Origin of the sequence: Herbiconiux dendrobii (assembly GCF_052048175.1) — a bacterium.
Taxonomy (GTDB): Bacteria; Actinomycetota; Actinomycetes; order Actinomycetales; family Microbacteriaceae; genus Herbiconiux.
The window spans coordinates 163,840-185,496 of the sequence record NZ_JBLZQV010000004.1 but is presented as its reverse complement, the minus strand read 5'-3'; the positions used below and the strand labels follow the sequence as shown (position 1 = coordinate 185,496).

The window sequence follows — 21,657 nt, the reverse complement described above, 5'->3', positions numbered from 1 at the left end:
GTCGACCGCCCTGACACTCTTCCCCGATGTCAGGTCGGAACAACGGATGGGGATCAGGGGCCGCGAACCAGCAGAACGGATGCTCATGGCCACAGACAGCAGCAAGGCAGACAGCAGCAAGGCAGTCGGCATCGAGGCAGACGGCACCGGGGCACACGGTACCGAGCGGGACATCTCCGGCATCCACGCCTCGGTGCTGCTCGAGCGCTCGATCGAGCTGCTCGGCCCGGTGCTCGGCGAACCCGGCGCGGTGCTCGTCGACTGCACCCTCGGTCTCGGCGGCCACTCGGAGGCCTTCCTCGAGGCCTACCCCGACCTGCACCTGGTGGGCCTGGACCGCGATCCCAACGCCCTCCGCCTCGCGGGGGAGCGGCTCGCCCGCTTCGCCGACCGCATCGACCTCGTGCACTGCGTCTACGACGACATCGACGAAGCCCTCGAGGGCCTCGGCATCGACGAGGTCGACGGCATCCTGTTCGACCTCGGCGTCTCCTCGATGCAGCTCGACATGGTGGAGCGCGGCTTCTCCTACTCCAAGGACGCGCCGCTGGACATGCGGATGGACGACACGGCCCCCTTCACCGCGGCGGAGATCATCGCCACCTACTCCGAAGCCGACCTCCGTCGCATCTTCCGCGACTACGGCGAGGAGAAGCTGGCCGATCGCTACGCCCGCAAGATCGTGGCGGCCCGCGATGAAGCCCCGGTGACCCGTTCGGGCCAGCTGGTCGACATCATCCAGGCCGCCACCCCTGCCAAGTTCTCGAACCAGGGGCACCCCGCCAAGCGCGTCTTCCAGGCGCTGAGGATCGAGGTGAACGCCGAGCTCTCGGTTCTCGAACGGGCGATCCCGCGGGCGGTCGACGCCCTCCGGGTCGGCGGCCGCATCGTGGTCCTGGCCTTCCAGTCGCTGGAAGACCGGATCGTCAAGCGCGAGCTCGTGAAGCGCTCGACCTCCACCGCTCCTGCGGGCCTGCCGGTCGAACTGCCCGAGCACCGCCCCGAACTCCGACTGCTCGTCCGCGGCGCCGAATTGGCCGGCGACGAGGAACGAGCCCGTAACCCCCGTGCCATCCCCGTGCGCCTGCGCGCCGCCGAGAAGATCCGGAGCATCGCATGACGAACCTCGCCGGTGCCGCAATGGCACGACCGCGGATGACCCTGTCCGCCACCGCCGCGGCCCCCGCCCCCGAGTGGGACCTGCCGGAGATCGCGCCGCGGATCGAGATCGTGCCCACCCGGGTGCAGAAGCGCGCCCGCCCGAAGATCGCGTACGCCGCCGTGGTCGTCACGGGCGTGCTCGCCATCGTGGTGACGCAGCTGCTGCTGAGCATCGGCCTCTCCGACGGCGCCTACGAGGTGTCGTCGCTGCAGCAGCAGCAGAAGGAGCTCGACCGCACCAACCAGGTGCTGAGCGAGCAGTACGACAGCCTGTCGTCGCCGCAGAACCTCGCCGCCAGCGCGGAGTCGCTCGGCATGGTGGCCAACAGTGCCCCGGTGTACCTGCGGCTCTCCGACGGCGCCGTGCTCGGCTCGCCCGTGGCGGCCTCGGCCGGCACCCCGAACCTCACGGGCGGCCAGGCGCTGATCCCCAACTCACTGCTCGCGCCGCCCATCGCCGCGGCAGCGGGCACGACGACGGATGCGGCCGCCGCGGCCGCCGCCGTGAGCGCGCCTCCCGTGGAACCGCAGCCCGCCGACGTACCGTGGCAGGGTGCACTTCCTTCCCCGACCACGCGGTAATCGCGCGTGAACGCCGCCGCCCGCATCCACCGGAGCACCAAGCGCCGCGCCGCCGTGGCCGTCGCCGTCGTCGTGGCGGTGGTGGCCGTCTTCATCGTGCGGCTGGTCTCGATCCAGATCGTGCAGGCCGACGAGCTGAACGCCCAGTCGGCCGACAAGCTCTCGGCGCAGACCTCGATCTACGGGCTGCGCGGTGACATCGTCGACAACGACGGCACCGTGCTCGCCACCACCGTTCTGCGGTACGACGTGACCGCCTCCCCGGTGTCGGTGACGGACTTCGACCGCACGGGAGACGACGGGAGCACCACCACGGTCACCCCCACCCAGGCGGCGGCGGAGATCGCGGCGATCACCGGCCAGACCCCGGATGCGGTGTACGGCATCCTCACCGCCGATCCCTCCTCCAACCACGCCTACGTGGTGCAGGGCATCGACGTGGATACGTTCCGGGCCATCCGGGACCTGGAGATCCCTTGGCTGTATTACGAGTCGCATCCGGTGCGCACCTACCCCAACGGCGCCGTCGCCGGCAGCGTGGTGGGGTTCATGGGTGAAGACGAGAACGGCGCCGCGGTCGGCACCGCGGGCGTCGAGCAGATCGAGAACCAGTGCCTCACCGGAACCGACGGCCTGGAGACCTACCAGCGCGGCGCCGACGGCGTCGCCATCCCGGGCAGCACCGAGACCGCTGTGCAGGCCGTGCAGGGCGGAACCGCGAAGCTCAGCATCGACAGCGATCTGCAGTGGTTCTCGCAGCAGGCGCTGGCCGACCGCATCACCGAGACCGGAGCCGCCTGGGGCACGGTCGTGGTGCAAGAGGTCAAGACCGGCAAGCTGCTGGCCGTGGCCGACTACCCGAGCGTGGATCCCAACAACGTCGACGCCACGCCCGAGGCGGATCGCGGCTCGATCGCCTTCCAGTCGCCGTTCGAGCCCGGCTCGACCTTCAAGGCGCTGACCGCGGCATCCGTTCTCGAAGCCGGGGCGGCGGATGTCGGAACCCAGGTCGAGGCGCCCTACATCTTCACCGATGCGAACGGCGCCTCCACCCGCGACAGCGAGTTCCACGTCGACCCGCTGCGGCTCACCTTCGCCGGTGTGATGCAGGAGTCCTCCAACACCGGGTTCGGCATGCTCGGCGAACTGCTCAGCTCCGAGCAGCGCTACGACTACATGCAGAAGTTCCATATGACCGAGCCCAGCGAGGTGGGCTTCCCGGCCGAGTCGGGCGGCATCCTGGCCCCCTGGCAGGACTGGGACGACCAGACCAACCTCACCACCACCTTCGGTCAGGGCGTGTCGACCACCGCCGTGCAGATCGCCAGCCTCTACCAGACCATCGGCAACGGCGGCGTGCGCCTGCCGGTGTCGCTCGTGCAGGGCTGCGAAGCGGCCGACGGCACGGTGACGGATGCCCCGGCCACCGACGGCCAGCAGATCGTCTCGGGCACGACGGCGACCGATGTCGTGAACATGCTCGAGACGGTCGTCACCGGCGGTTACGCCAGCGCCGACCTCGAGATCCCGGGCTACCGTGTGGCCGCTAAGACCGGTACCGCGCAGATGAGCGACGGCAGCGGAGCCTACGGCGACAGCTACATCACCTCGGTCGCAGGTCTCGCTCCGGCGGAAGACCCGCAGTACGTCGTTTCGGTCACCATCGCGAAGCCCGTTACCATTGAGTCTGCTCTGGCTGCCGCGCCGGTCTTCCAGAAGATCATGTCGCAGGTGCTGAAGCAGAACCGGGTGCTCCCCTCCACGGAGCCCGGGCCCGACCTGCCCACCACCTACTGAGGCGCAGACGGGCGATGACGACGAGAACCAAGGAGACCAGTGGCTGATCGGGGCTCTTCGGCTCTACGACCGGAGCATCCGATCGCGCGATCGCTCCCGCACCTGGTCGAGGAGTTCGGCCTGGAACTGCAGGGCGCTCCCGTGGCCGAGGTCGTGAGTGGCATCTCGCTGTCGTCCCGCGAGGTGATGCCGGGCGACCTCTACGTGGGCCTCAAGGGCAAGCACGTGCACGGCGCCTCCTACGCCGCGGCCGCCAAGGAGTCCGGCGCGGTCGCCATCCTCACCGACCAGGAGGGCGCGGCCATCGCGGCCGACTCCGGTCTGCCCGTGATCGTCACCCCCGACCCGCGACTCGCCCTCGGCGAACTCGCCGCCTGGATCTACCGCACCCGCGAAGACCAGCCCACGATGTTCGGCGTCACCGGTACCAACGGCAAGACCAGCGTCGCCTACCTGCTCGAGGCCGTCCTGCGCCAGCTCGGCATCGTGGCCGGCATCAGCACCACCGCCGAACGCCGGATCGGCGACGAGACCATCGTGTCGACCCTCACCACGCCCGAGGCCACCGAGATCCACGCCATGCTGGCCCGGATGCGCGAGGCCGACGTGCGCTCGGTCGTGCTCGAGGTCTCGGCGCAGGCCATCACCCAGCACCGCGTCGACGGCATCGTGTTCGACGTGGTGGGCTTCACCAATCTCAGCCACGACCATCTCGACGACTACGAGACCATGGACGTGTACTTCGAGGCCAAGCGCGAGCTGTTCCAGCCCGACCGGGCGCGGCGCGGCGTCGTGATCGTGGACGGCGGATGGGGGCGGCGCCTCGTGGAGGAGTCGCGCATCCCGCTCACCACCATCTCGACCGATCCCGACTCGGCGGCGGCGGCCGACGCCGAGTGGACCCTCACGGTCGACTCCGAGACGCTGGACCGCACGAACTTCACCCTGCGGGGCCCCGACCACCGCGAGCTCTCGACCTCGGTGCCGCTGCTCGGGCGCATCATGGCCGCCAACGCCGCCCTGGCCATCGTGATGCTGGTGGAGTCGGGCTTCGACCTCGACGCCATCTCGCACGCGCTGAACGAGCCGTTCGAGCGCGACGAGTCCGAGCATCCGTGGGACCCCGAGGTCGACTGGGAGCAGGACGAGCAGCGCGAGCCCGGCATCGACGTCTACATCCCCGGCCGCGCCGAGCGGGTCTCGGGCGACCGCGGCCCGGTCGTGTTCATCGACTACGGGCACACACCCGACGCCTTCACCTCCACCCTGGAGTCGATCCGCCGGGTCACCGACGGCCGGATCGTCATGCTCTTCGGCGCCGACGGCGACCGCGACCCCTCCAAGCGCGCCGACATGGGCGCGATCGCCGCGCGGCTGGCGGACGCCGTGGTGATCACCGACTTCCACCCGCGCACCGAGAACGCGGCCGACATCCGGCGGGTGCTGCGGGACGCGGCGCGGGCCGCGGTGCCCGAGCGCGAGATCCACGAGGTCGCGGATCCCCGGGCCGCGTTCCGCAAAGCCCTGTCGATCGCCGGCGAGGGCGACGTCATCCTCTACGCCGGCCCCGGCCACGAGGACTACCACGAGGTCGCGGGGGAGAAGATCCCCTACTCGGCCCGCGACGATGCGCGCAATGCGCTCCGCGAAAACGGATGGCTCTGATACATGCTCGACCTCACACTCACCGAGATCGCCGAAGCCCTGCAGGGCGAACTCGTGCTCACCCCGGAGGCCGTCGCCGCCGGGTACACGCCCGGCACCGTGCTGAACGGCACGGTCGACACCGACTCGCGCCTGATCGGTGCCGGTGACCTGTTCGTCGCCAAGCGCGGCGAGTTCGACGACGGGCACCGCTTCGTGCCGAACGCCGCCGAGGCCGGTGCCGCGCTCGTCGTGGTGGAGCATCCGTTCGCCGCGGAGCAGGGATCGGCACTGCCCGTGCCCCAGGTGGTCGTGGCCGACTCCGTGCTCGCGCTCGGGCACTTCGCCACCGAGGTCGTGCGCCGGGTGAAGGCGCTCGGCGCGCTCAAGATCGTGGGCATCACCGGCTCCAACGGCAAGACCACCACGAAGAACCTGCTGCGCGCCGTGCTCGAGCGGGTGGGCGAGACCGTCGCCCCGCGCGACTCGTTCAACAACGAGGTCGGCGCCCCGCTCACCATGCTGAAGCTCACTCCGTCGACCCGGTACCTGGTGGCCGAGATGGGCGCGAGCGGCAAGGGCGAGATCACCCGCCTGATCCGGATGGCCAAGCCCGACGTGGGCGTGGTGCTCACCGTGGGCCTCGCGCACGCCGGCGAGTTCGGCGGCATCGAGACGACCCTCGCCACCAAGACCGAGATGGTGCAAGACCTCGAGCCGGCGGATGTCGCGGTGCTGAACATCGACGACCCGCGGGTGGCCGGGATGGCGGAGAAGACCGCCGCCTCCGTGCTGTGGTTCGGCCTGAACGACAAGGCCGCCGTGCGCGCCACCGAGATCGAGGCCACCGCCGCCGGTACGCGCTTCGTGCTGCACCTGCCCGACGGCTCCTCGAGCCCCGTGCGCTTCGCCGTGCTGGGCGAGCACCACGTGATGAACGCCCTCGCCGCCGCGGCCGCCGCCCACACGCTCGGTGTGCCGATCGCCACGATCGTCGAGGCGCTGGAATCCGTCACCCGCGCCGAACGCTGGCGCATGGAGGTGCTGGGCGGCCGCGACGGCGTGACCGTCATCAACGACGCCTACAACGCCAGCCCCGACTCGATGGTGGCGGCACTCAAGACGCTCGCGCAGATCGCGGGCCCCGGGCAGCGCACCGTCGCCGTCCTCGGCGCGATGAGCGAGCTCGGCGAGTTCTCGGTCGAGGAGCACGACCGCCTCGGCCGGCTCGTGGTGCGACTGAACATCGAGAAGCTCGTCGTGGTGGGGGAGGGCGCCCGCGCCATCCACCTCGCCGCCGAGCACGAGGGCTCGTGGGGCGGCGAGGCGATCTTCGTCGGCACCGCCGACGAGGCCTTCGAGCTCGTGGCCGCCGACACCCGGCCGAACGACCTCATCCTGGTGAAGTCGTCCAACTCGGCCGGCCTGCGCTTCCTCGGCGACCGGATCGCCGAGGCCAACGCGCCCGTTCCCCCTTCTCCCGAGGCGGCCACCGCATGATCACCCTTCTCGCCTCGGCCTCGCTCTCGCTGGCCTTCACGCTCTTCCTCACCCCGGTGTTCATCCGCCTTTTCAAGCGGTTCGCCTGGGGGCAGTACATCAACGTCGACACCCCGGATGCGCACCACGTCAAGCGCGGAACGCCCACCATGGGCGGCATCGTCATCATCCTGGCGGTGCTCTTCGGCTACTTCGTGTCGGCCCTGTTCACCCAGGAGCCGCCGACCGTGTCGGGCCTGCTGGTGCTGTTCCTGATGACCGGCCTCGGCGTGGTCGGGTTCCTCGACGACTTCCTGAAGGTGCACAAGGAACGCAGCCTCGGTCTCACTCCCTGGGCGAAGATCACCGGGCAGGTGCTGGTGGGCGTGATCTTCGCACTGCTGGCCATCCAGTTCCCGAACTCCGCGGGCGAGACCCCGGCCTCGACGCAGATCTCGTTCATCCGCGACCTGCCCTTCGACTTCCTCTCCTGGGGGGTGATCGTCGGCACGATCGTGTTCGTGATCTTCATCAGCGCCATCGTGATGTTCACCTCGAACGGCGTGAACCTCACCGACGGTCTCGACGGCCTGGCTCCCGGGTCGAGCATCCTCGCCATCGGCTCGTTCGTGATCATCGGCTTCTGGCAGTTCAACCAGAGCTGCCAGAACGCCACGATCGACCTCGACGTGCTCGACAAGTGCTACGACGTGCGCGATCCGCTCGACCTCGCGGTCGTGGCCGCCACAGTCGTCGGCGCGCTGATCGGCTTCCTCTGGTGGAACACCAACCCGGCGAAGATCTTCCTCGGCGACACCGGCTCGCTGGCCCTCGGTGGCGCGCTGGCCGCCCTCGCCATCCTGACCCGCACCGAACTGCTGCTCATCCTGATCGGCGGCATCTTCGTGGTGGTGGCCGGCCAGGTGGCCGTGCAGCTGACCTACTTCAAGCTCACCAAGGGCAAACGCATCTGGCGGGCCAGCCCCCTGCACCACCACTTCGAGATGAAGGGCTGGGCCGAGGTCACGATCGTGGTGCGGTTCTGGATCATCGCCGGGCTCTTCGTGGCCGGCGCCGTGGGCTCGTTCTACCTCGAATGGCTGTCCCGCTGATGAGCGGTAGAGACACGGGCCGCACCGACGCGCTGACCAGCTGGCACCACGACTGGAGCGCCCTGCGCGTCGCCGTGCTCGGCCTCGGCATGACCGGTTTCTCGGTGGCCGACACGCTCACCGAACTGCGCGCCGACGTGCTCGTGATCGCGCCCGATGCGAAGCAGGAGTACGCCGACCTGATCCCTGTGATCGGCGCGCGCTTCGAGCGCACCCCGGCCGGCACGGTTCCGGATGCGCTGCTCGCGCACGATCCGGAGCTCGTGGTCGCCTCGCCCGGCTACCACCCCGACGACCCGCTGCTGCTCTGGGCCGCCGAGCGCGGCGTCCCGGTGTGGGGCGACGTGGAGCTCGCCTGGCGCCTGCGCGACAAGGTGACGGATGCCGAGGGCAAGCCGGCCGACTGGATCGCGGTCACCGGCACCAACGGCAAGACCACGACCGTGCAGCTCACCGCCTCGATGCTGCTGGCGGCCGGCCACCGGGTGGCGCCGTGCGGCAACATCGGCATCCCGGTGCTCGACGCCATCCGCGACCCCGAGGGCTTCGACGTGCTCGTGGTGGAGCTCTCCAGCTACCAGCTGCACTCGACCTCGAGCATGTCGCCGTTCTCGTCGGTGGTGCTGAACGTGGCCGACGACCACCTCGACTGGCACGGCTCGTTCGAGGCCTACGCGGCCGCGAAGGCGCGGGTGTACGCCCGCACCCAGGTGGCCTGCGTGTACAACAAGGCCGACGCGCTCACCATGACCATGGTGGAGGAGGCCGAGGTGATCGAGGGCGCGCGCGCCATCGGTTTCGACCTCGGCATCCCGGGGCCGAGCGACTTCGGCGTGGTCGACGGCATCCTGTGCGATCGTGCCTTCCTCGAGGAGCGCCGCGACTCGGCGCTGGAGATCGCCACGGTCGACGAGCTGGCCGCCCGCGGTCTCGGTGCTCCGCACACGGTCGCCGACGTGCTGGCCGCCGCCGCGCTGGCCCGCAGCTACGGCATCTCGATCGAGGCCGTGCGCGCCGCGCTGGCCGGCTTCTCGCTCGACCGGCACCGCATCGAGCACGTCGTCACGGCCGGCGGGGTGACCTGGGTCGACGACTCGAAGGCCACCAATCCGCACGCCGCCGAGGCCTCGATCAAGGCCTACCCCTCGATCGTGTGGATCGTCGGCGGGCTGCTCAAGGGCGTCGACATCGAGCCGCTGGTGCGCGCGTCCCTGGCCGGCGACGTGTCCGGCGAGGGCTCCGGATCGGCCGGCCGGGTGCGCGCGGTCGTGGTGATCGGCGTCGAGCGCCACGAGGTGCTCGGGGCCATCCGGCGACACGCGCCCGCGCTGCCGCTGTTCGAGGTCGATCACGATGAGACTGAGGACGTGATGTCCGCAGCGGTCGCCTTGGCGGCAGCGGCCGCGCAGCCCGGCGACGTCGTGCTGCTCGCGCCGGCCGCGGCATCGATGGATCAGTTCAAGGACTACGCCGACCGGGGAAACCGGTTCGCGGAGGCTGTGCGCAAGCACGTGGGAGGTATTGCTGGTGACGACACCCTCCCGGACTCTCCCACGATTCGGCCGTAGCGCGCGGCCGGGCCCCGGCGCAGGCACGGACTCCTCCGGGGCCGGCACGGCCGCATCCGGCGCCCGCTCGGCCCGCATCTCGCTCGGCGAGGTGTTCACCGCCGAGTCGAGCAACTACTTCCTGCTGCTCGGCACCACGCTCTTCCTGGTGCTGCTCGGCCTCGTGATGGTGCTCTCCTCGAGCTCCATCGACTCGTTCACCGCGGGCCGCGACTTCTTCAGCGTGTTCCTCAAGCAGGGGCTGTTCGCGCTGATCGGCATCCCGCTGATGCTGGTGGTGTCGCGCATCCCGATCCGGGTGATGAAGAAGTGGGCCTGGGTGGCCATCTTCGTGGCCGTGGGCGTGCAGCTGCTGGTGTTCACCCCGCTCGGCGACGAGGTGGGCGGCAACCTCAACTGGATCGCCATCGGCAGCTACACCTTCCAGCCCTCCGAGCTGGTGAAGCTCGCGCTGGTGGTGTGGATGGGCGCCATCCTGGCCAAGAAGGAGGCGCTGCTCGGCAACTTCGGGCACGTCGTCATCCCGGTGCTGCCGATCGCGGGCGGAGCGATCCTGCTGGTGCTGCTCGGCGGCGACCTCGGAACCGTGATGATCATGGCGGGCCTGGTGTTCGGCGCCCTGTTCTTCGCCGGCATCAAGCTCCGGATGCTCGTGGTGCCGATGATCGTCGGCGCGATCCTCGCCGTGGTCGTGGCCTTCACGAGCGCCAGCCGCACCGAGCGCATCATGTCGTTCTTCTCCGGCACCAACGCCGACTACGAGGGCGTGGACTGGCAGGCGCAGCACGGCGAGTGGGCTCTCGCGGGTGGCGGCGTGTTCGGCGTGGGCCTCGGCAACTCGCGGGCCAAGTGGTCGTGGCTGCCCGCGGCCGACAACGACTACATCTTCGCCATCATCGGCGAGGAGCTCGGCCTCGTGGGCGCGATCGTGGTGCTGCTGCTGTTCATCGCCCTGGCGATCGCCTTCGTGCGCATCATCCGTTCGTCCCACGACATGTTCTCGAAGGTCGTCACCGGGGCGGTGATGGTGTGGCTGATCGGCCAGGCCTTCGTGAACATCGCCGTCGTGCTGGGCGTGCTGCCGGTGCTGGGTGTGCCGCTGCCGCTGATCTCGTCGGGGGGATCGGCCCTCTTGACGACCCTCGCGGCCATCGGGATCGTGCTCGCCATCGCGCGCGAGAACGCGGTGGCCTCGGCGCGCGACGCCCGGGCCTTCGAGGCGCCCGCCGCCCCCACCGGCCGGCCACCCGTTCCGCGCGCTCGCACCGTCAGCGGACGCACCCGATGACGCGATACCTCCTGGCCGGAGGCGGCACCGCGGGGCACGTGAACCCGCTGCTGGCCACGGCCGACGAACTGCGCCGCCGTGACCCCTCGGCCACCGTGATCGTGCTCGGCACGGCCGAGGGCCTCGAGGCGCGGCTGGTGCCGGAGCGCGGCTACGAGCTCGTCACCATCCCGAAGCTGCCTTTTCCGCGCCGGCCCGACGCTGCCGCGTTGCGGTTCCCGGGCGGGTTGCGCCGCACGATCGCGCAGGTGGCGGAACTGATCCGCTCCCGGCGGATCGACGTGGTGGTGGGTTTCGGCGGCTATGCCTCGGCGCCCGGCTACCTCGGTGCCCGGCGTGCGAAGGTGCCGTTCGTCATCCACGAGGGCAATGCGAAGCCGGGGCTGGCCAACCGGCTCGGCGCCCGCTTCTCGCCCTGGGTGGGCGTGACCTTCGGCTCGACCGTGCTGCCGCACGCCACCCTGGTCGGCATGCCGCTGCGCACCGAGGTGACCGCGCTGGCCGCGCCGGAGGTGCGTGCCGCCGCCGCGGCCGAGGCCGCTTCGTACTTCGGACTGGATGCGTCCCGGCCCACCCTGCTGGTGACCGGCGGATCGCTCGGCGCCCGCCGCATCAACGCCACTGTGCACGCCTCTGCGGCCGCCCTGGTGGGAGCCGGCTGGAACGTGCTGCACATCGCGGGCAACCGCTCCGAGGTGAGCGATCCGGGCCTTCCCGGCTACGTCTTCGTGGAGTACTGCGACCGCATGGAGCTCGCGCTGGCGGTGGCCGACTTCGCGCTCTCCCGCGCCGGAGCCTCGACGCTCAGCGAGTTCGGGGCGATCGGCGTGCCCGCCGTGCTGGTGCCGTACCCGGTGGGCAACGGCGAGCAGCGCTTCAACGCGCGCGACCTGCTGCAGGCCGGGGGCGCCGTGCTGGTCGACGATGCGGACTTCGTGCCCGAGTGGGTGACCCGCGAGGTGCTGCCGCTGCTGGCCGACCGTGCGCGCATCGAACGGATGGCCGCTGCCGCCCGCGAGGTCGGCATCGCCGACGGCGACGCGCGGCTGGCCGCCTTGATCGGGCGGGCCCTGGGCGCCCCGGCCGAGCCGGGCCCGACCGCCTCCGCGTGAGCGTAACCTTGTATCCCGAAACCCGACGCTTTCCCCCCAGCAGAAAGGGCGTGACCGCATGATCAAGCCCGACCTCACCATCGAGATCCCCGAGACCCTCGGCGCCGTGCACTTCGTGGGCATCGGCGGCGCCGGCATGAGCGGCATCGCCCGCCTGTTCGCCGCCTCCGGCCTCACCGTCACCGGCTCCGATCGCAGTGACTCCAAGACCGCGGCCAAGCTGCGGGCGCTCGGCATCCCGGTGGCCGTCGGTCACGACGCCGCGAACGTCGGCTCGGCCGACACCCTCGTGGTCACGAGCGCCCTCTGGCCCGACAACCCCGAGTACCTCCGGGCGCAGCAGAACGGGCTCACCATCCTGCACCGCTCGCAGGCGCTCGCCTGGCTGGTCAGCCGCCAGCGGCTCGTGGCCGTGGCGGGCGCACACGGCAAGACCACCTCGACCGGCATGATCGTGACCGCCCTGCGCGAGCTCGACGCCGACCCGAGCTTCGTGAACGGCGGCGTCATCTCCGACCTCGGAACCAGCTCCGCGCTCGGCGAGGGGGAGCTGTTCGTGCTCGAGGCCGACGAGTCGGACGGGTCGTTCCTGCTCTACGACTCGGCGGTCGCCCTCATCACCAACGTCGACCCCGACCACCTCGACCACTACGGCTCCGTCGAGGCCGTCGAAGACGCCTTCGTGCGTTTCGCCGACGAGGCCTCCGAGCTCGTGGTCATCTCCTCCGACGACGCCGGCGCCCTGCGCGTGGCCGAGCGGCTCGCGCATCCGCGGGTACTCCGCTTCGGCGAGGCGGAGGACGCCGACATCCGCGTGCACTCGATCGTCACCGACGGGCCGGTCTCCTACGTGCTCGACTACGAGGGCGTGAGCTACCCGGGCGTGCTGCGCGTGCCCGGTCACCACAACGCGATCAATGCCGCCGGCGCCGTGGCGGTGCTGGTGGGCCTCGGCTTCGCTCCGGATGCGGCCGTGGAAGCGGTCGGCGCGTTCGGCGGCACCGGCCGACGGTTCGAGCTGCACGGCACCGTGGGCGGCGTGAGCGTGTACGACGACTACGCGCACCACCCCACCGAGGTCGACGCGGCGCTCACCGCCGCCCGCACGGTCGTGGGCGAAGGGCGCATCATCGCCGTGCACCAGCCGCACCTGTACAGTCGCACCCAGCTGATGGCGGGGGAGTTCGCCGAGACTCTCGAGCGCACCGCCGACTTCACCGTGGTGCTCGAGGTGTGCGGCGCCCGCGAAGACCCGGTGGAGGGCGTGACCGGGGCCCTCGTGTCGGAACGCTTCGCCGATCCTTCGCACGTGGCCTACATCGACGACTGGCAGCGCGCCGCCGACTTCCTGGCCGAGTACGCCGAGCCGGGCGACTTCCTGGTGACCCTGGGCTGCGGCGACGTGAACCTCATCGTGCCGCAACTGCTCGACTCGCTCGAGAAGGTGTCCGAACCCGCTCCCACGGGCGCCCTGGCCGAGTGAAACGACCTCCCGGCATCACGCCGCCCCCACCACCGGCTTCGCCGCCTCCCGCGGAGAAGCCCGCAGCCTCCGCGCGGAGGCCGAAGAAGGCGCCAGAGACGGTGACGCCCCGCCCGGCGAAGCCGGCGCCGGCGTCGGCGCCGGCCAGCGAGGCCGACACCGTTCCGGTCGAACGGCTGCCGAAGAAGCCCGCGCCCGGTTCCCCGGCGCCCGCCTCCGCGTCGCCGAGAGCACCCGGCCCTGGCGATCCGTACAGCCCGGACGCCCGCCGGGAACTGCGCAAGGCCACCCGCTCGCGCCGCCGCTACGAGCGCGCCGAGTCGCGCCGCTTCACGCAGCGTTCGCGCCGGCGCCGCCTCGCCTGGCTGATCACCGGTGCGACCCTCGCCGGGCTGGTGCTGGTCGTGCTGCTGGCGGCGTACTCCCCGCTGCTGGCCGTGCGCACGATCGCGGTGGAGGGCACCTCGCGACTGGATGCCGCCGCCGTCACTGCGAGTCTGGACGACCAGCTCGGCCGCCCGCTCGCCCTCGTCGACTACGGGGCCATCGAGCGCGACCTGGCGCAGTATCCGCTGATCGCCTCGTACGCCGTCGAGGCCCGCCCGCCGGACACACTGGCGATCAAGCTGGTGGAGCGCCGGCCCGTGGCGCAGGTGCAGACCGCGACCGGCTTCGACCTGCTCGACGCCGCCGGGGTGACCGTGCAGCAGTCGGGCGAGCGGATCGCCGGCTTCCCGGTGCTCGACCTCACCGGCACCGAGATCGGCAGCCGGGGTTTCACGGCCGCCGCCGCGGTGCTGACCTCGCTGCCCGACGACATCCTGGGGCAGGTCGACCGCATCGCGGGCACGACTCCCGACAGTGTGACCTTCGTGTTCACCGGCGCCGGCCAGAGCGTGGTGTGGGGGAGCCCGGACGACAGCGAGCTCAAGGCGCGCATCCTGGCCCGCCTGATCGCCACGCAAGACCCCGCGTCCCCGGTGCAGTACGACGTCTCGAGCCCCGCGAGCCCCGTGGTGCGCTGAGCCTCCGCCGACCCGTCACCTGGTCCCGCTTTGAGGCCCGGATAACGGGACGCAGTGACGGGTGGGCGGATATCGGGCGAGGGGATCGCGACACGCGGCGCGGCGCGGCTGCTGCGGGGGCATCCTCGCGTACCGTCAGATCAAGTAAATACCTACTCGGAATAACTTTAACTTTCAACCTGAACTTTAGAGTTTCCAGCCCGGGAAATCCAGCGGAGGCCGGACGTGACTTCAAACCAGAACTACCTCGCCGTGATCAAGGTCGTCGGCATCGGCGGTGGCGGCGTGAACGCCGTCAACCGCATGATCGAGCTCGGCCTCCGCGGGGTCGAGTTCATCGCCATCAACACGGATGCGCAGGCGCTCCTGATGAGCGACGCCGACGTGAAGCTCGACGTGGGCCGGGAGATCACCCGCGGCCTCGGCGCCGGCGCCGACCCCGAGGTGGGTCGCCGTGCCGCCGAAGACCATGCGGAGGAGATCGAGGAGGCCCTCGCCGGGGCCGACATGGTCTTCGTCACCGCGGGTGAGGGTGGCGGTACCGGCACCGGTGGCGCTCCCGTGGTCGCCCGCATCGCCAAGTCGATCGGCGCACTGACCATCGGTGTAGTCACCAAGCCCTTCGGTTTCGAGGGCAAGCGCCGCGCGGCCCAGGCCGAGGACGGCGTGGCCACCCTGAAGAACGAGGTCGACACCCTCATCGTGGTGCCCAACGACCGCCTGCTCGAGATCAGCGACCGCGGCATCAGCATGCTCGAGGCCTTCTCCACGGCCGACCAGGTGCTGCTCGCCGGTGTGCAGGGCATCACCGACCTCATCACCACCCCCGGCCTGATCAACCTCGACTTCGCCGATGTCAAGTCGGTGATGCAGGGTGCGGGCTCCGCGCTGATGGGCATCGGCTCCTCGCGGGGCGCCGACCGCGCCATCAAGGCGGCCGAGCTGGCCGTCGCCAGCCCGCTGCTGGAAGCCTCCATCGACGGCGCGCACGGCGTGCTGCTGTCGATCCAGGGCGGCTCGAACCTCGGCATCTTCGAGATCAACGACGCCGCCAAGCTGGTTCAGGATGCGGTGCACCCCGAGGCCAACATCATCTTCGGCGCCGTGATCGACGACACCCTGGGCGACGAGGTGCGCGTCACCGTCATCGCCGCGGGCTTCGACGGCGGTGAGCCCAACTCCAACACGCCGGCCGAGTCGCGACGCGGCAGTTTCGCCGCCGCGGCCGAAGAGGTCGACCCGTTCGGCCGCGGGGGCGCCGCCACGGCCACCCTGCGTCGCGAGCAGAAGGCCGAGCCGGCCGAAGAGGCTCCGGCCGCCGCTCCCGCCGCGCAGCCGTCGTGGCAGAGCAGCGCTCAGAGCGACCTCGGCCTCGCCGGCTCGGTCGCGCTGGACCCGGCCTCCGAAGACGACGACTCCGACCTGGACGTCCCCGACTTCCTGAAGTGAGCTCCGAACTCGCCGAGCGCGTCGCCCGGGTGACCTCCGCCATCGCCGAGGCCGCCCGGGCGGCCGATCGCGATCCGGCCGAGGTCACGCTGATCGCGGTCACCAAGTTCCACCCCGCCTCGCTCGTGCGCGAGCTGCACGCCCTCGGCATCCGGGACTTCGGGGAAAACCGGCACCAGGAGGCACGCGAGAAGGCCGCCGAGCTGGCCGACCTCGATCCCACCTGGCATTTCGTCGGGCAGCTGCAGTCGAAGAAGGCCCGCCAGGTGCGGGAATACGCCTCGGTCATCCACTCGATCGACCGGGAGGCGGTTGTGGCCGCGTTGGCGATGCCCGCCGACGGCGATCCGCCCACCGACTGCTTCCTCCAGATCAACCTCACCGACGACCCCGCACGCGGGGGAGCCGCACCCGCCGATGCGCTGCCGACGGCCGAGAAGATCCTCGCCGCCCCGGGTCTGCGCCTTCTGGGCGTCATGGCGGTCGCTCCCCTGGAGGAGGAGCCGCGACGGGCGTTCGCGCGCCTGCGGGGCCTCAGCGAGGGCGTGCGTGCGCTCGATCCCTCGGCCCGGTTCATCTCGGCCGGGATGTCGCACGACTTCGCCGAAGCCCTGGCCGAAGGCGCGACACACCTGCGGATCGGCACGGCAATCACCGGAAATCGGCCGCCGCGCGATTAATCTCGGGGGAGGAAGACGCAACCGCAACCGGAGGATCTGATGGCCAACCCGCTTCGCAAGACCATGGTGTACCTGGGACTCGCCGACGAAGAGCTCGAATACGAAGCTCCCGCCGCGCCGGCCTCCTCCCCGGTCGCCCCCGTGCCGCACCCGCAGGCCGCCCCCCAGCCCGCCGCCACCCGCGCGCCGGTCACCCCGCTCCGCAAGCCCGCGCAGACGAAGAATGTGGCTCCTGCTGAAATGAACGAAATCCTCACCGTGCACCCCAAGCAGTACAAGGACGCGCAGATCATCGCCGAGAACTTCCGCGAGGGCATCCCGGTGATCATCAACCTGTCGCAGATGACGGATGCCGACGCGCGCCGCCTGATCGACTTCGCCGGCGGCCTCTCGCAGGGTCTCTACGGCAAGATCGAGCGCGTGACGAGCAAGGTCTTCCTGCTCTCGCCGTCGCACGTGGCGGTCTCCGGCGACGCCGGCGGGGAGGCTCGTGCAGAGTCCTCCTTCTTCGTGCAGTCATAATTACTGAGTGAGTTCCCTCGTCGCCATCATCGCGACCGTCGTCTATTTCGCTCTGCTGCTCTACTTCTTCCTGATGTGGGGTCGATTCATCCTCGACCTGCTCCGGACGGTCCGCCGTGACTGGCGGCCGACCGGAGCACTGCTGGTGGTGGCGGAGGTGGCCTATACGGTCACCGACCCGCCCATCCGCTTCTTCCGCCGGATCATCCCGCCGCTGCGCGTCGGCGCCATCGCGCTCGATTTCGGCTGGAGCATCACGATGCTGCTGGTGATCGTGTGTCTCTCGGTGGCGGGATTCGTGCGCTCCGCGTGAGTGCCCATGTATCCTGAGAAGAACGCACCGCGTTATCCCTGTCTGTCAATGCAATAAAGGTGGAAACCATGGCGTTAACTCCGGAAGATGTTGTTAACAAGAGATTTTCTCAGACCAAGTTCCGTGAGGGCTACGACCAGGACGAGGTGGACGACTTCCTCGACGAGGTCGTCGTCGAGCTCCGCCGTCTGACGCAGGAGAACGAGGAGCTCAAGGCTCAGCTCGAGTCCGGCTCGTCTGCGGCTCCCGCTCCGGTCTCCGCCGCTCCGGCTGCTCCGGCCGCCGAAGAGGTCGTGGAGGCTCCGGCCCCCGTCGCCGAGGCACCCGCGCCCGTCGCCGCTGCTCCGGCCGCACCCGTCGCCACCTCGACCTCCGACGTCGACGACGAGACCGGTTCGACCACGAACCTGCTGCAGCTGGCCCGCCGCCTGCACGACGAGCACGTCAAGGAGGGTGCCGACAAGCGCGACGCCCTCATCGCCGAAGGTCACGCCACGGCCGCGCGCATCGTCGCCGAGGCCGAGACCAAGCAGCGCAACGAGCTGGCCCGTCTCAACCAGGAGAAGGCCGGCATCGAGCACCGCATCGACGAGCTGCGCACCTTCGAGAAGGACTACCGCGCCGGTCTCAAGACCTACATCGAAGACCAGCTGAAGGAACTGAGCTCGGCCCCGGCCGAGGAGAAGGCTCCTTCGTCGGCCGGCTTCAGCGGCTTTGGCGGATAGCTCCCGCTCGAAAGGCCGCCCCCGGGTACTGATCGTCCTGGCGATCGTCGCAGCCGCGTCGATCGCCCTGGACCAGATCGCCAAGTACCTGGTGGTTCAGAACCTCGAATTGGGTGAGGTCGTCCCCGTAGTGGGCGACCTCATCCAATTTCACTTCGTGAAGAACTCGGGTGCGGCCTTCTCGATCGGAAACGCCTACACCTGGATCTTCTCGATCCTCGCCGCCGCCGTGACGGTGTTCATCATCTGGTTCGCGCGGCGCATCCGCTCGTTCGCCTGGGCCTGGGTCTTCGGGCTCCTGCTCGGCGGCACGATCGGCAACCTGATCGACCGGCTGTTCCGGGAGCCCAGCTTCGGCCAGGGGCACGTGATCGACTTCCTCACCATCCCGCTTCTGCCGGCGATCTTCAACCTCGCCGACGTGTCGATCACGGCGGCCATGGTGCTGTTCCTCATCCTGACGATCCGCGGGATCGGTCTGGACGGCACGAGGTCGCAGCCCGAGACCGTCGCCGCCGCACCGGATGCCGACAGTTCGGCTCCGCTCGCCGGCAGCACCGCTCCGGATGCCGTGGCCGAGCCTGGCGATCGCGAACAGGCCTGACGTGGCCGAATCCCGCACCCTGCCGGTTCCGGACGGGCTCGACGGCTCGCGTGTGGACGCCGGCATCGCCAAGCTGCTCGGCTTCTCGCGCACCTTCGCAGCCGAGGTGGTCGATGCCGGTGGCGTGAGCGTCGACGGCCGTGTCGTCGGCAAGTCGGACAAGCTGCGTCGCGACACCTGGCTCTCGGTCGAGTGGTCGCCGCGCGAGGAACCGCGCATCGTGCCGGTCGTCGTGCCGGAACTCGAGGTCGTCTACGACGACGACAGCATCATCGTGATCGACAAGCCCGTGGGCGTGGCGGCTCATCCCTCGGTGGGGTGGGAGGGTCCGACGGTGCTCGGTGCCCTGGCCGGCGCCGGCTACCGGATCGCCACCAGCGGGGCGGCCGAGCGAGCCGGCATCGTGCACCGGCTGGATGCGGGCACCAGCGGCCTGATGGTCGTCGCCAAGAGCGAGGCCGCCTACACCTGGCTCAAGCGGCTCTTCCACGACCGCGAGGTCGACAAGATCTACCACGCGCTCGTTCAGGGGCATCCCGATCCGTTCGCGGGCACCATCGACGCGCCGATCGGGCGGCATCCGAAGTCCGACTGGAAGTTCGCCGTGACCGCGGCGGGCAAGCCCTCGGTGACGCACTACGAGACGCTCGAGGCGTTCCGGGCGGCGACGCTGCTGGAGATCCATCTCGAGACCGGGCGTACGCACCAGATCCGCGTGCACATGGCGGCCCAGCGGCATCCGTGCGTCGGCGATGCCATGTACGGGGCCGACCCGGTGCTCTCGGCACGGCTCGGGCTCACCCGACAGTGGCTGCACGCCATGAAGCTCGGCTTCGTGCATCCGGAGACCCGGGAGTACGTGTCGTTCGAGAGCCGGTACCCGGCCGACCTGCAGCACGCGCTGGACATCGTCCAGAACGACTGAGGCCGGCCGCGGTCAGCTATTGGGAGGCGCCGGTCGACCCGCTGGTCGGCTCCGCGATGGCGGGATCGACGTCGTTGAGGAACGCCTTGACGATCTGCTCCCAGTCGCTGCCTTCGGTGTTGCCCTCGCTGCCGTCGGGGTGGCGGATGGTGTAGACCGGCTCGCCCTCCTCGCCGGCCGGTGACTTGATGACCAGGTGACCGAGGGTGCGTCCGTCGCGCTCGATCGCCCACTCGGGCTCGCCTCCGCTCAGCGTGTAGGTGAGACCGCGGTGCTCGAAGGTGGTGCGGTCGAGTTCCAGTGCCATGGTGTGTTCCTTTCGTGGGAGTGCGGCGGTGGCCGCCGTGGGGGTGATGGGGGCGGGAGAACGATCAGCCGCCGAGTGGCGGTGAGGCCGCAAGCCCGCGATCGCCCGCGAAGGCGTCGACGAGGGAGCGGAGGGCGTCGGTGGAGCTCACGGTGGGATGCCAGTCGAGCACCGTGCGGGCGCGGGCGGTCGACATCACGGGGATCGAGGTGGACAGGTCGATCCAGCCGGGATCGGTGGCCTGCAGGTGCAACCGCCAGCTGACGGCCACGAGTGCGCGCACCACCTCCCGCCGGATCGGCACCGTGCGCGGCACCCCGAGGGCGGCCGCCACCTCGGCGGGACCGAGCACGGGTTCGGCCGCGATGTTGAACGCCCCTCCGGCCCGGCGCTCGATCGCGCGCCAGAAGGCGTCGGCGACGTCGTCGGCGTGCACGCCCTGCGAGATCAGCGAGGTGGGGAGGGGCAGCGCGGGCAGGTACCGGAGCAGGCCCAGTGCGCGCACGGGCACCAGCGGGCCGGCGAACAGGCGCGCGATCTCGCGCCCGGCGTCGGGCTGGAAGACCAGGCCCGGGCGCAGGCGGGTGAGCACGACGTCGGGCTGCGCGCGCTCGAAGGCATCCATCGCCCGCTCGTTGATGGCCTTGTGGCGGGCGTAGTGCGAGGTCTGCACGCCGCCGGTGGGCCAGTCCTCGCTCACCCGCCGGTGCTTCGGGCCGACGCTGTAGGCGCCCACCGAGGAGGCGAGCAGCACGTGCGGCACCCCCGCCACGGCCACGGCGGCGAGCACCGCGCGGGTGCCGCGCACGTTCGTGGCCGCCATCACCTCTTCGTGGCGATTGGGTTGCAGGGCCCAGCCGAGGTGCACGACCGCATCCGCTCCGGCGAAGACGGCGGCGAGCCGGGCCGGCGCGTCGTCGGCGGAGATGTCGATCGGATGCCACGCCACACCGCGGTAGGGCTCGGCCTCTGGAGCGGGCGGTCGGCGGGAGACGCCGACCCGTTCCAGACCCGGCTCGTGGGCGAGGCGGCGCAGAAGCGCCGTGCCCAGATTGCCCGAGGCGCCGACCACGACGATCTTCACGGGGTGGGTGTCGACATAGCCGGGCCGTCGTCGAACGGTCCGTGGTCGAGGTCGCGCTCCTGCTGCAGTTCTTCGGCGTTGAACGGGGTGGCACGCTGAGGGGTGTTCAGCAGCCGGGTCTTCTCCTGCATGTAGGCGATCGCCTCGGCATTGTCGGGCTCGGCCACGCTCGTGCTGGCGGTCTCCGCCATCAGCACGGTGCCGGAGTCGAGCACGAAGATGGCCTCCACGTCGTCGCCGTCGGCGCCGATGGCGCGCAGGGTGACGGTGTCGGCCGACAGGGCCCGGGCGAGGGCGGCGGCGTATTCGGTGATCAGCGTTCCCGCCTCATCACCGACGATCAGGGATTTATGCGCGTAGGTGATGTGCATCATGATGCTCACGCTAGGCCGCTGTGCCGGGTTCGCCTATGCGCTTGACAAGCGCCGCCAATCCGACAGTGCGAGCCCGCCGCCGGTTCCGGCACTGCGTCGTCGTTCGCCGTCGGCAGATCCTCCTTCCGTGTCGGCAGCTGTCCTCTCGATCCAGGGCACGCCACGCCCGCGGTGGCATCGGGTGCCGTGTCGGCAGCTGTCCTCTCGATCCAGGGCACGCCACGCCCGCGGTGGCATCGGGTGCTCAGAACGGAGGTGGATCGTAGTCGGGTGGGCTCGGTGGTGGGTCGGAGAGCGCGCCGAAGATCTCGACGGGCGGCCGTGGTCGCGGTCTGGCGGGTGGAGTCGGCGGCGTCGAACGTAGTGGTGCGGAGGGTGGGTGCGTTCGTCCGGTGGTGCCCGTAAGGGCCTCTGGACTGGTGG

Annotated in this window: 21 protein-coding genes; 18 read left to right on the top strand and 3 right to left on the bottom strand. The window is 70.4% G+C overall.

Annotated features, from left to right (window positions below):
* Positions 1 to 85: 85 nt before the first annotated feature.
* From rsmH to ACN4JJ_RS13635, 18 genes are all read left to right on the top strand, one after another.
* A complete protein-coding gene (gene rsmH / locus ACN4JJ_RS13720) occupies positions 86 to 1,120 on the top strand; it encodes a 16S rRNA (cytosine(1402)-N(4))-methyltransferase RsmH (protein ID WP_440710452.1) in 1,035 nt (344 codons plus the stop codon).
* Positions 1,117 to 1,743, top strand: coding sequence for a cell division protein FtsL (ftsL, locus tag ACN4JJ_RS13715; RefSeq protein ID WP_440710451.1), 627 nt, complete (start codon positions 1,117 to 1,119; stop codon positions 1,741 to 1,743). The genes rsmH and ftsL overlap by 4 nt, the downstream gene beginning before the upstream one ends.
* Before the next feature lie 6 nt (positions 1,744 to 1,749).
* Positions 1,750 to 3,540 carry a peptidoglycan D,D-transpeptidase FtsI family protein gene (locus ACN4JJ_RS13710; RefSeq protein WP_440710450.1) on the top strand — a complete coding sequence of 597 codons (1,791 nt, stop codon included), beginning with the start codon at positions 1,750 to 1,752 and terminating at the stop codon, positions 3,538 to 3,540.
* Positions 3,541 to 3,579: 39 nt separating this feature from the next.
* Positions 3,580 to 5,205: a Mur ligase family protein gene (locus ACN4JJ_RS13705; RefSeq protein ID WP_440710449.1), complete on the top strand. Its 1,626-nt coding sequence runs from the start codon at positions 3,580 to 3,582 to the stop codon at positions 5,203 to 5,205.
* Between the two features lie 3 nt (positions 5,206 to 5,208).
* Positions 5,209 to 6,684, top strand: coding sequence for a UDP-N-acetylmuramoyl-tripeptide--D-alanyl-D-alanine ligase (locus ACN4JJ_RS13700; protein ID WP_440710448.1), 1,476 nt, complete (start codon positions 5,209 to 5,211; stop codon positions 6,682 to 6,684).
* Positions 6,681 to 7,775 (top strand): phospho-N-acetylmuramoyl-pentapeptide-transferase, encoded by a 1,095-nt coding sequence (mraY, locus tag ACN4JJ_RS13695; protein ID WP_440710447.1) that lies wholly within the window; start codon positions 6,681 to 6,683, stop codon positions 7,773 to 7,775. The genes ACN4JJ_RS13700 and mraY overlap by 4 nt, the downstream gene beginning before the upstream one ends.
* Positions 7,775 to 9,343: a UDP-N-acetylmuramoyl-L-alanine--D-glutamate ligase gene (gene murD, locus ACN4JJ_RS13690; protein WP_440710446.1), complete on the top strand. Its 1,569-nt coding sequence runs from the start codon at positions 7,775 to 7,777 to the stop codon at positions 9,341 to 9,343. The genes mraY and murD overlap by 1 nt, the downstream gene beginning before the upstream one ends.
* Positions 9,303 to 10,631: a putative lipid II flippase FtsW gene (ftsW, locus tag ACN4JJ_RS13685; protein WP_440710445.1), complete on the top strand. Its 1,329-nt coding sequence runs from the start codon at positions 9,303 to 9,305 to the stop codon at positions 10,629 to 10,631. Before murD ends, ftsW begins: the two co-directional genes overlap by 41 nt.
* Entirely contained in the window at positions 10,628 to 11,743 is a 1,116-nt protein-coding gene (locus tag ACN4JJ_RS13680) for a UDP-N-acetylglucosamine--N-acetylmuramyl-(pentapeptide) pyrophosphoryl-undecaprenol N-acetylglucosamine transferase (protein ID WP_440710444.1), read from the top strand. The genes ftsW and ACN4JJ_RS13680 overlap by 4 nt, the downstream gene beginning before the upstream one ends.
* Before the next feature lie 58 nt (positions 11,744 to 11,801).
* Positions 11,802 to 13,226: a UDP-N-acetylmuramate--L-alanine ligase gene (murC, locus tag ACN4JJ_RS13675; RefSeq protein WP_440710443.1), complete on the top strand. Its 1,425-nt coding sequence runs from the start codon at positions 11,802 to 11,804 to the stop codon at positions 13,224 to 13,226.
* 101 nt (positions 13,227 to 13,327) lie between these two features.
* The gene (locus ACN4JJ_RS13670) at positions 13,328 to 14,251 is read left to right on the top strand and encodes a cell division protein FtsQ/DivIB (protein ID WP_440710442.1); all 924 of its coding nucleotides are present in this window, start codon (positions 13,328 to 13,330) and stop codon (positions 14,249 to 14,251) included.
* Between the two features lie 225 nt (positions 14,252 to 14,476).
* Complete coding sequence (gene ftsZ, locus ACN4JJ_RS13665; RefSeq protein WP_440710441.1) at positions 14,477 to 15,700, top strand: cell division protein FtsZ; 1,224 nt, start codon at positions 14,477 to 14,479, stop codon at positions 15,698 to 15,700.
* Positions 15,697 to 16,380, top strand: coding sequence for a YggS family pyridoxal phosphate-dependent enzyme (locus ACN4JJ_RS13660; protein WP_440710440.1), 684 nt, complete (start codon positions 15,697 to 15,699; stop codon positions 16,378 to 16,380). Before ftsZ ends, ACN4JJ_RS13660 begins: the two co-directional genes overlap by 4 nt.
* A 39-nt stretch (positions 16,381 to 16,419) precedes the next feature.
* The gene (locus tag ACN4JJ_RS13655; protein WP_440710439.1) at positions 16,420 to 16,902 is read left to right on the top strand and encodes a cell division protein SepF; all 483 of its coding nucleotides are present in this window, start codon (positions 16,420 to 16,422) and stop codon (positions 16,900 to 16,902) included.
* A 7-nt stretch (positions 16,903 to 16,909) separates the two neighbouring features.
* Positions 16,910 to 17,215: a YggT family protein gene (locus tag ACN4JJ_RS13650; protein ID WP_291052102.1), complete on the top strand. Its 306-nt coding sequence runs from the start codon at positions 16,910 to 16,912 to the stop codon at positions 17,213 to 17,215.
* A gap of 68 nt (positions 17,216 to 17,283) precedes the next feature.
* On the top strand, positions 17,284 to 17,940 hold the full coding sequence (locus ACN4JJ_RS13645) for a DivIVA domain-containing protein (protein WP_440710438.1): 657 nt from the start codon (positions 17,284 to 17,286) through the stop codon (positions 17,938 to 17,940).
* Complete coding sequence (gene lspA / locus ACN4JJ_RS13640) at positions 17,930 to 18,544, top strand: signal peptidase II (protein WP_440710437.1); 615 nt, start codon at positions 17,930 to 17,932, stop codon at positions 18,542 to 18,544. The genes ACN4JJ_RS13645 and lspA overlap by 11 nt, the downstream gene beginning before the upstream one ends.
* A 1-nt stretch (position 18,545) precedes the next feature.
* Entirely contained in the window at positions 18,546 to 19,469 is a 924-nt protein-coding gene (locus ACN4JJ_RS13635) for an RluA family pseudouridine synthase (protein WP_440710436.1), read from the top strand.
* Between the two features lie 16 nt (positions 19,470 to 19,485).
* Here ACN4JJ_RS13635 and ACN4JJ_RS13630 read toward each other — a convergent pair whose 3' ends face one another.
* The 3 genes from ACN4JJ_RS13630 to ACN4JJ_RS13620 form a co-directional block, all read right to left on the bottom strand.
* Positions 19,486 to 19,776 carry a hypothetical protein gene (locus ACN4JJ_RS13630; protein ID WP_440710435.1) on the bottom strand — a complete coding sequence of 97 codons (291 nt, stop codon included), beginning with the start codon at positions 19,774 to 19,776 and terminating at the stop codon, positions 19,486 to 19,488.
* Positions 19,777 to 19,840: 64 nt separating this feature from the next.
* Positions 19,841 to 20,860 carry an NAD-dependent epimerase/dehydratase family protein gene (locus ACN4JJ_RS13625; RefSeq protein ID WP_440710434.1) on the bottom strand — a complete coding sequence of 340 codons (1,020 nt, stop codon included), beginning with the start codon at positions 20,858 to 20,860 and terminating at the stop codon, positions 19,841 to 19,843.
* Entirely contained in the window at positions 20,857 to 21,234 is a 378-nt protein-coding gene (locus tag ACN4JJ_RS13620) for a hypothetical protein (RefSeq protein WP_440710433.1), read from the bottom strand. The genes ACN4JJ_RS13625 and ACN4JJ_RS13620 overlap by 4 nt, the downstream gene beginning before the upstream one ends.
* Positions 21,235 to 21,657: the final 423 nt, after the last annotated feature.

Excerpts from the sequence above, each read along its gene's own strand:
- rsmH (WP_440710452.1), top strand. The coding sequence starts at position 86 with ATGGCCACAGACAGCAGCAAGGCAGACAGCAGCAAGGCAGTCGGCATC.
- ftsL (WP_440710451.1), top strand. The coding sequence starts at position 1,117 with ATGACGAACCTCGCCGGTGCCGCAATGGCACGACCGCGGATGACCCTG.
- ACN4JJ_RS13700 (WP_440710448.1), top strand. The coding sequence starts at position 5,209 with ATGCTCGACCTCACACTCACCGAGATCGCCGAAGCCCTGCAGGGCGAA.
- mraY (WP_440710447.1), top strand. The coding sequence starts at position 6,681 with ATGATCACCCTTCTCGCCTCGGCCTCGCTCTCGCTGGCCTTCACGCTC.
- murD (WP_440710446.1), top strand. The coding sequence starts at position 7,775 with ATGAGCGGTAGAGACACGGGCCGCACCGACGCGCTGACCAGCTGGCAC.
- ACN4JJ_RS13680 (WP_440710444.1), top strand. The coding sequence starts at position 10,628 with ATGACGCGATACCTCCTGGCCGGAGGCGGCACCGCGGGGCACGTGAAC.
- murC (WP_440710443.1), top strand. The coding sequence starts at position 11,802 with ATGATCAAGCCCGACCTCACCATCGAGATCCCCGAGACCCTCGGCGCC.
- ACN4JJ_RS13655 (WP_440710439.1), top strand. The coding sequence starts at position 16,420 with ATGGCCAACCCGCTTCGCAAGACCATGGTGTACCTGGGACTCGCCGAC.
- ACN4JJ_RS13645 (WP_440710438.1), top strand. The coding sequence starts at position 17,284 with ATGGCGTTAACTCCGGAAGATGTTGTTAACAAGAGATTTTCTCAGACC.
- ACN4JJ_RS13630 (WP_440710435.1), bottom strand. The coding sequence starts at position 19,776 with ATGGCACTGGAACTCGACCGCACCACCTTCGAGCACCGCGGTCTCACC.
- ACN4JJ_RS13620 (WP_440710433.1), bottom strand. The coding sequence starts at position 21,234 with ATGATGCACATCACCTACGCGCATAAATCCCTGATCGTCGGTGATGAG.